This window comes from Sulfuricurvum sp. (genome assembly GCF_028712165.1).
Classification (GTDB): domain Bacteria; phylum Campylobacterota; class Campylobacteria; order Campylobacterales; family Sulfurimonadaceae; genus Sulfuricurvum.
In genome coordinates this window covers 1-7,924 of sequence record NZ_JAQTQR010000097.1, presented here as the reverse complement: position 1 = coordinate 7,924, position 7,924 = coordinate 1, and the positions used below count along the sequence as shown (strand labels likewise).

The window sequence follows — 7,924 nt, the reverse complement described above, 5'->3', positions numbered from 1 at the left end:
CAACCGTTGGTCTGCTCCACACAATCTCTCCGGTTTTTGGATCACGGGCTTCAACTTTACCGACAATACCGAATTCCCCACCCGATACACCGGTTACAACAAGACCTTTAACGATCAACGGTGCTGCTGTAAATGAATAGCCGTCTTTATAATCTGCAATGGTTTTTTTCCATACTACTTTTCCCGTAGCTCGATCAAGTGCCACAAGTTTAGCGTCCAACGTACCGAAAATGACGAGGTTGTCAATCAGTGCCGCACCTCTGTTAATAACGTCACAGCACGGCAAGATATTATCCGGAAGTTTTGCTTCGTAGTTCCAGATTTCGCGTCCGGTTGCGATATCAAGAGCGTATAAACGTGAATACGACCCTGTCACATACATAACACCGTCTTTAACCAACGGTTGTGACTCTTGCCCGCGCATTTTCTCTCCGCCGAAGCTGAAATTCCATACCGGTACAAGATCTTTGATACTCTTTTTATTGATTTGTTTCAACGTCGAGTAACGTTGTCCTTTTTGTCCCAAACCGTACGTTACAACATCCCCAACAGTTTTATCATCATTAAGGATATCATCATACGTAACCGGTGCAAATGAAGCTTTCACCCCATCTTTTTTTACATTATTAGTAAGACCTGTGCCCTGAGCAGCACAACCAATAAGAAAGGCAGCAAGGGTAACTGCAATCTTTGTAGTTAGCGTTTTACTCTGTGTCATTCCATCTCTCCTTCAAATTAAATTTAGCAACAAATTTGTCGAAATTTGTCATTCCCAAAAGTATACATAATGAAAATAGCCTGAATTTAGCGGTGGAGAAATTCAGCTTTTTTTCAACACTTTTTTTGATTTGTACCCGATAAATGCGAGACTGAGCATTAAAAAAAATGATATACAGATGACATAAAAAGTGAACAGATCGAACTTTAGATAGAGGGCAAAACGGATAGATTCAACGATATAGGTAAAAGGATTGCACGAAGAGACATTAAATAAGAGCAGTGAAGAGTCTTTTATCTTCCATAACGGATAGAGGGCTGAGCTCAAAAAAAACATGGGGAAAATGACAAAATTCATAATTGCCGCAAAATTTTCCAGCTGTTTTATCACGGAGGAGATAAAAAGTGCAAATGCGTTGAGGATAATCGATGTGAACAAAATAATCGGTATCGCGAGAAGCACACCTGAAAAAGTGAGTTCTATTCCATATAAGTAGGCTACGATCAAAAAAGTGATGGCTTGAATCGTAGAGACGATCGCCGTTGCAAACATTTTGCAAAAGAGCAAAAAATTTCTATTAATATAAGAAGTAAGTAATATTTTCATACTTCCCATCTCTTTATCAATAATCATGGTTAGCGAGCTTTGCATCCCGTTAAAGAGTAAAATCATCCCCACCAATCCCGGAACGATATAGGTTTCATATGTGATATAGGATTCATAAGGGGGAATGATCGCCAAACCGAGTGCCGATTTAAACCCTACCGAAAAGATGAATAACCACAATAGCGGCCGTACCAATGCTGAAAAAAATCGGCTTTTTTCTTTTAAAAAGCGTAACAGCTCTTTGTAAATGATCCCTTTGGCACAATAGTAATATTTACGCATCAGGATTCTCCCTCGTCAAATGTCTGAATGTTTGAGTTAGATCCGCTTGCTTGTACTCGGCAATAATCGTCTCAGCCGTCCCTGTTGCGAGGATTTCGCCCTTGTGGATTATCGCGAGACTGTCACTCTCTTGAACTTCGTCAAACAGATGGGTGATCCATAAAACAGAGAGATCGCCCTTTTGAACTTTAGTGCGTAAATAATCCAGAATATCAAAGCGGCTTTTTAAATCCAATCCGACTGTTGCTTCATCCAACAAAAGAAGTTTTGGCTTATTAATGAGTGAACGTACGATTTCGACCCGACGTCTATGACCGCCGTTGAGTTTTTGCACTTTTGTATCCAGTTTTTCATCGAGTTCGAGATTTGTCAGTTCTTCTTTGATAGAAGCAATCGTCTCTTTAAAACTCAATCCTTTTAAGGCTCCGTAGTAATAGAGATTTTGCCGGACGGTTAAATCCAGATCCAGTGTCGGTTCTTGAAAAACGATACCGATATCTTTAAGGGCTTTGGTGTAGTTTTGTATTATAAATCCATTGATCTTTATCGATCCGGATTGAAGGCTCTGGAGTCTAGTAAGTAGCGAAAACAGAGTTGATTTACCGGCTCCGTTCAGTCCTAGAAGGACAAAAAATGAGGCTTCTTCGATGAAAAATGATACTTCTTTCAGCACCATCGCCTTATCGTATTTATGGGATACGTTTTCGAGTTCTAAAATATTTGTTTTCATCTTAATTGGTCGGAATAACCGCTACACCCCAAGGATAGCGGCCAACTTTAATACTTTTGAGCACTTTAAGCTCATTGACATCGATCACAGAGACATCGCCGCTTACACCATTGGTCGTATAAAGTTGATTTTCATTTTCTGCGAATGCCATTTGCCAAACGCGTTTACCGACCAATAGATATTTAATGACTTTATAGGTTTTGGCATCAATAACGGCAACATGATTTGCAGGCCCGAGTGCTACAAAGGCATACTTTCCGTCACTTGTGAGTTTAATCCCTACAGGTTGGATCTGATCTTTAAAAATCCCGGGTATTCCAAAATTGATTTTCGTGATACTTTTTTTCGTCGCAGTATCAACTACCATAACCGTGCCGCCTATCTCTGAGGAAGCCCAAACTTTGTCACCGTTTTTACTAAATTCTACATATCGCGGTCTTTGATCGACTAGAGTTGTATGAACGACCTTTTTGGTTTTGGTATCAATCCAGTGTAGAAAATTGGATGTTTCAGTTGTAGCAATAGCAAGCGTACCATCAGGGCTTACAGCCATACCTTCAGGTTCCAATCCAACCGTGATCTGCTTCATAACACTACGCTTTTGAGTGTCTACAACCGTTACCAAAGCATCATTTTCATTCGATATATAAAGTTCTTTTCCATTCGGATGCAGGGCAAATTGTTCAGGATCTCCGCCTGAAGGCAGATTTGCTATTACTCTTTTGCTTTTTAAATCTAGCACTTGTACGGTATTGTCATCACTTGCACAGATATACAGATGGGTTTTTGGTTTATCAAGGGCAATCCCGCGTGGTCTCTGCCCTACGGCGATCGTATCGATGACTTTTTGGGTTTTGGAATCGATAACAGAAATCGTATTGTCTTTTTCATTCGATATAAAAACCGTATCGGCTTGTGCTAAACCGCCAAGTAATAACATCGCAGAGAGTGCTGCTCTTTTCATAAAAATCCCTTATATGTGAGGTAAAAAATTATACAAAAAGTATATAGCTCGAAAATAGCTATATACGCGCTATATACTTTTCCTATAATTGTCTCAACGCTATTTATACGAGGGATACAATGCATACTCTGCTGCGATTACTGATAATAACCCTGCTCAGCACCATTTCACTGAGTGCTTCAGGTATATCTGTGAAAATACTTTATTTAGACCAAAAAATCAAGCATCCGCCTGTCCTCTCAAACATCTTCGAAAAACCGGATGATTTAGGATTGGCAGGGGCAAAAATAGCGGTAGACGATAGCGAAAAGACGGCTCAGTTCATGGACCAACACTACACCTTGCAAACGGAAGTGTCAGGAGATGAAACAGCCCTGTTAAAAGCATTTGAACGCTATGTAGACAAAGGGGGACACTATGTCATCTTAAATGTTCAGTATCCCCTGTTCGTAAAACTTCTCAGTAACCCGAAAAGCCACAATGTTTTGATGATCAACGCCGGGTTGAGCAATCCCCGCCTGCGTATGTTCTACTGCAATCCGAACCTTTTACACACTATAGCCGATGATACGATGCTCTATGACGGGCTAATGCAATTTCTGGTGAAACGAAATTTCAAAAAAATATTTTTAATCGAAGGCAAAACACTCAAAGACAAAAACATCGTCTATGCGGTAAAACGAGCTGCCAAAAAATTCGGTGCCAAAATCGTACAAGAGAAAGTATGGGACAACAACAGCGATATTCGCAGAAAAGCAGAAGATGAACTCCCTGTATTTACACAAGGCGAAGATTATGATGTTATTGTAACGGCCGATTATTACGGAGATTTTGGAGAGGTTGTCTATTTTAATTCATGGCTCCCACGCCCTGTCGCCGGAACCCAAGGTCTCACTCCTGTAGAGTGGCATAAGAGTATCGAACAGTGGGGTGCGGCACAGATGCAGGATCGTTTTAAAAAATATGCATCGCGCGGCATGGAATCTGAAGACTTTGCGGCTTGGGTAGCGGTGCGTACGATTGTAACCTCTATCATGCATACGAATACAAGTGACTTCAAGACAAATCTTGCCTATATCCGTTCCAATGAGTTTGAACTGGCAGCCTATATGGGACGAAAACTCTCTTTTCGAAGCTATAACGGGCAACTGAGAATGCCGATTTCTCTGGTTCAGCCAAATGCACTGATATCCACCTCTCCGCAAGTAGGATTCCTAGATCCCGTAACCGACTTAGATACACTGGGTATCGCAGCATCCGAGATGAAATGCAAGCAAAAATAATCTGTATTCTCTACTTTTTGCTCACAGGAGTACTCTATGCCCAGACCGATCGCTCGGAGACACCCGAATCTATCACTTACAAAGTCCGGGACAGCTCTTTTGAAGAAGTGCAATTACGTTTGAGTAACGAGTTGCAAGTCAATGCCTTTACGATCGTATATCAAATTAATATCGCTAAAGCCTTAGATGGCGTAGCCAAAAGTTTAGAGAAACAGCCACTTTTGAAAAAGGGGGTGAGTATAGGGTTTTGTAAACCTTCTACGTCGTATACGTTATTGGAAAAGAGTGCCGATGCATTGCTCTACTGTCCGTTTAAGATACTGATTGTCGAAACGAAAGATTCTCAGGAAGTTATCATCTCTTTTCTAAAAGCCCCTCGGATCAGTACGCATATCGATCCGAAAGAGCTCGATGCGATGATAGAGACCATCATTACATCGGCTTTGGATTAATACGTTCCGTAAACCTTATAGGTTTTGTCGGCGTAGATGATATAGACTTTTTTAACCGCTTCATCATTTTGGCTTGCCGGAAGACTTAGACCGATAGCACCTTCAGGTTTCTCCTCCATAAATTTCTTAATCGCTGAGGGCGGAACATTTCCTTCAAACACATAATCCCCGAGAACGGAGGTATTGCACGAGAAAAGTTCTCGCGGGATACCGATACTGCTTTTGAGGCTTCTGACATCGGTCAGTGTCACGATTTCCGGTTTAGCCAGAGTCGTTTCGACATCGGTGATCCACGATGCCGGGCATGAACCGGTTACCGGTTTGTAAATCTGTAATTTGAGATCTTCTGCGTACGCCAATGAGACCACCAATAGCATGAGTGTTGTTTTTTTCATAGTTTTCCTTCTAAAATATTGGGATACAAAGATAAAAGATTCTCTTTTATCATTTGAACTTGTGATGGTTCAAGTGTCTCAAAACCATTATGATCATTGACATGTGTCATAACTTCTTCGGTTACTTCACCACCTAAAAAAAGTATTTTTTGCGAGAGTGCAATAGCCTCATCGAGATCGTGTGTCACCAATATCACCGCCGGATTAAAACTTTTGCAAAAAAGCATCAAATCATTTTGAAGAGCAAGTGAAGTTGGCTTGTCTAATGAAACAAACGGTTCATCCAGCAAAATAAGTTTAGGTCTGTTAATAAAAGCTCTTACCAGAGATACGCGTCTCGCCATCCCTCCAGAAAGGTTTTTCGGATACATATCCAGTGTATGTTCCAACCCTACCATCCGCAAAAGTTCTTTTATCGCTTCGGGAGCAGCGATTTTTTTTACGACAGCAATATTTTCTCTGACGGTAAGCCATGGCAGAAGTCTGGGCTCTTGAAACATCATTCCGATTGACTTTGCATCCATATTAATGGAACCTTCAAAATCAATATCCAATGATGAGATGAGCTTAAGGAGTGTCGTTTTACCGCATCCTGAGGGACCGATAATCGAGAGAAAAGTCCCTTCTTTAAGACTAAACTGTATATTCTGGAGGATGTTTTTTTCACTGTATTTTTTACTTCGAATATCAATATTCAGCATCTTATCTCCATTTCGCAATTCGAACTTCAATCGGTCTGAAAATAAAATTTTCGATAAAAATAATGATCACAATGAATGAAAACGAATACGCCAGAATCGATGTGATATCAAAAAATTGAAAAAACATGGAGAGCTGAAACCCGATCCCGTCGCTTCTGCCCAAAAGTTCAACGACCAACACGATTTTCCAAATCAATGAAAGACCGTTTCGGGCACTTGCAATAATATATGGATAAAGCTGCGGGATATAAAAGGTGAACAGCAATCGATAGCGTGAGACTTTGTAAATACAGGCAACCTCCAGCAGTTTTGTATCAATCGCTTTTACCCCTTCTCGAATATTGACGATAACCATCGGAACTTTATTGATAACAACGGCTAAAATCGCTGCAACATCGTTCAATCCGAACCAGATATAGCAGAGCATAATAACGACCAGTGCCGGCATATTCAATCCAAGAACGAGGAGCGTGTCCAAAGCAGCATCGATTTTTTTAAAATTGCCCATCAGCAGACCAAAAGCAATCCCGATTGGCATAGCAATGAGAAAAATCATTGCGACTCGATACAGCGTAATACCCAAATGATGCAGTAGCTCTCCGCTTGAAATGTGCTCGATTAAGCTGCGTAATACACTTAAAGGTGCCGGAAACAGAGGTGAATCTGCGAAGAATGCCGTTAAATGCCAAAGGGCGATAAGGAAAAAAACAGATCCTATGCGCAAATACAGAAGATTATTCATCTTTATTACCGTGTTGAGTTAGGTTTATAGGGCCAAAACATCGTTTTATCAAATTTTTTGGACTCACCGACGAGGTTCTTACCGGCAGTTTTTTCCAACAGTGAATAGACCTGTTCAATTCCTTTTATCTCTTCATCAGTGAACTTTTCCGGGATTCCGTCACGATACCCTTTTTTTAGCGCTTCGAACGCCGCATTATCTTTCACGTGCATAAATGGTCTTAATGCAATCCAAGCAGTGTCATCGTGCTTGAGTATTTTATTCGCTTCCAGTGAAGCTTGTAAAAAACCGTTGATCACATTTTTATTCTCTGCTGCAAATGAGCGCTTAAATACCCATCCGGTAAAAGGGATATCCTGATTGTTAATACCGAAGCTACCCAAAACTTCACGAACAGAGGATATTGGATTCATCCCTTTTTCATCCAGCAGTACATTGTAGTGCCAAAAATTGAGTACTGCATCCAAACTTCCATCCGATAATTTTGCATTCAAAATAGGAGGTGCGGCAAATACGATCTCCGCATAGTTTGAGAGATCAATCCCCAGTTTTTGTTGTGCATACGCTCTGTAGAGCAGCCAGCTTTTGTCCATCGGTCCTCCGGCAACACCTAACTTTTTCCCTTTTAAATCAGCAAGAGTACGATATCGTGAGTTATTGGTATAAATTCCTCCGATTCCCGTGGAATAAGGATAAAAATAGAGTGAGAATTTAGGATAATTTTGTCGGTTGACCCAAATCCAATCATTAACGATGACATCAACACTATCCGCTTGAAAAGCAACTGCAACACCATCTTTGGATGCAAGTTCTTTAATATTGAGATCAAACCCGTATTTTTTATCCAAACCTTGTGACTTTATTGTCATCAATTCCCAGTTAACCGTTCCGTATGCCAAAACACCAACATTCAGCTGATTGTTACTCCCGTATAATAATGTAAGAAAAAGTAATAGTGATACAAAAATTTTCATCGGTTATTCTCCTGATTTTAATTCATAAACTATTGTATTTTAGTACAGATGTATAGCTTGAAAATAGCGATAAAAAT

Annotated in this window: 10 protein-coding genes; 2 read left to right on the top strand and 8 right to left on the bottom strand. The window is 40.5% G+C overall.

Translation table 11 applies throughout. From position 1 onward, the window contains the following. The 4 genes from PHP90_RS13070 to PHP90_RS13055 all read right to left on the bottom strand — a co-directional run. Positions 1-718, bottom strand: a 718-nt coding sequence (locus PHP90_RS13070) for a PQQ-binding-like beta-propeller repeat protein (protein WP_299930813.1), incomplete at its 3' end; no start/stop codon positions are given. A gap of 102 nt (positions 719-820) precedes the next feature. Further along, positions 821-1,606, bottom strand: a complete 786-nt coding sequence (locus PHP90_RS13065) for an ABC transporter permease (protein WP_299930811.1) — start codon at positions 1,604-1,606, stop codon at positions 821-823. Then, on the bottom strand, positions 1,599-2,336 hold the full coding sequence (locus PHP90_RS13060) for an ATP-binding cassette domain-containing protein (protein ID WP_299930808.1): 738 nt from the start codon (positions 2,334-2,336) through the stop codon (positions 1,599-1,601). The genes PHP90_RS13065 and PHP90_RS13060 overlap by 8 nt, the downstream gene beginning before the upstream one ends. A gap of 1 nt (position 2,337) precedes the next feature. Beyond that, entirely contained in the window at positions 2,338-3,300 is a 963-nt protein-coding gene (locus tag PHP90_RS13055; protein ID WP_299930805.1) for a PQQ-dependent catabolism-associated beta-propeller protein, read from the bottom strand. 119 nt (positions 3,301-3,419) lie between these two features. Between PHP90_RS13055 and PHP90_RS13050 the strand changes: the two genes are divergently transcribed. After that, positions 3,420-4,583: an ABC transporter substrate-binding protein gene (locus tag PHP90_RS13050; RefSeq protein WP_299930802.1), complete on the top strand. Its 1,164-nt coding sequence runs from the start codon at positions 3,420-3,422 to the stop codon at positions 4,581-4,583. After that, positions 4,568-5,035 (top strand): DUF302 domain-containing protein, encoded by a 468-nt coding sequence (locus PHP90_RS13045; protein WP_299930799.1) that lies wholly within the window; start codon positions 4,568-4,570, stop codon positions 5,033-5,035. The genes PHP90_RS13050 and PHP90_RS13045 overlap by 16 nt, the downstream gene beginning before the upstream one ends. On the opposite strand, the gene PHP90_RS13040 is transcribed toward PHP90_RS13045, so the two are convergent. Genes PHP90_RS13040 through PHP90_RS13025 form a run of 4 tightly spaced genes read right to left on the bottom strand, consistent with a single transcriptional unit; the run spans position 5,032 to position 7,847 of the window. Then, positions 5,032-5,430: a DUF411 domain-containing protein gene (locus PHP90_RS13040; protein WP_299930796.1), complete on the bottom strand. Its 399-nt coding sequence runs from the start codon at positions 5,428-5,430 to the stop codon at positions 5,032-5,034. The two genes, PHP90_RS13045 and PHP90_RS13040, sit on opposite strands and share 4 nt — an antisense overlap. Continuing rightward, complete coding sequence (locus PHP90_RS13035; RefSeq protein ID WP_299930793.1) at positions 5,427-6,131, bottom strand: ABC transporter ATP-binding protein; 705 nt, start codon at positions 6,129-6,131, stop codon at positions 5,427-5,429. Before PHP90_RS13035 ends, PHP90_RS13040 begins: the two co-directional genes overlap by 4 nt. Before the next feature lies 1 nt (position 6,132). Further along, a complete protein-coding gene (locus PHP90_RS13030) occupies positions 6,133-6,873 on the bottom strand; it encodes an ABC transporter permease subunit (RefSeq protein ID WP_299930790.1) in 741 nt (246 codons plus the stop codon). Positions 6,874-6,878: 5 nt separating this feature from the next. After that, positions 6,879-7,847, bottom strand: coding sequence for an ABC transporter substrate-binding protein (locus tag PHP90_RS13025; RefSeq protein ID WP_299930787.1), 969 nt, complete (start codon positions 7,845-7,847; stop codon positions 6,879-6,881). Between the last annotated feature and the right edge of the window lie 77 nt (positions 7,848-7,924).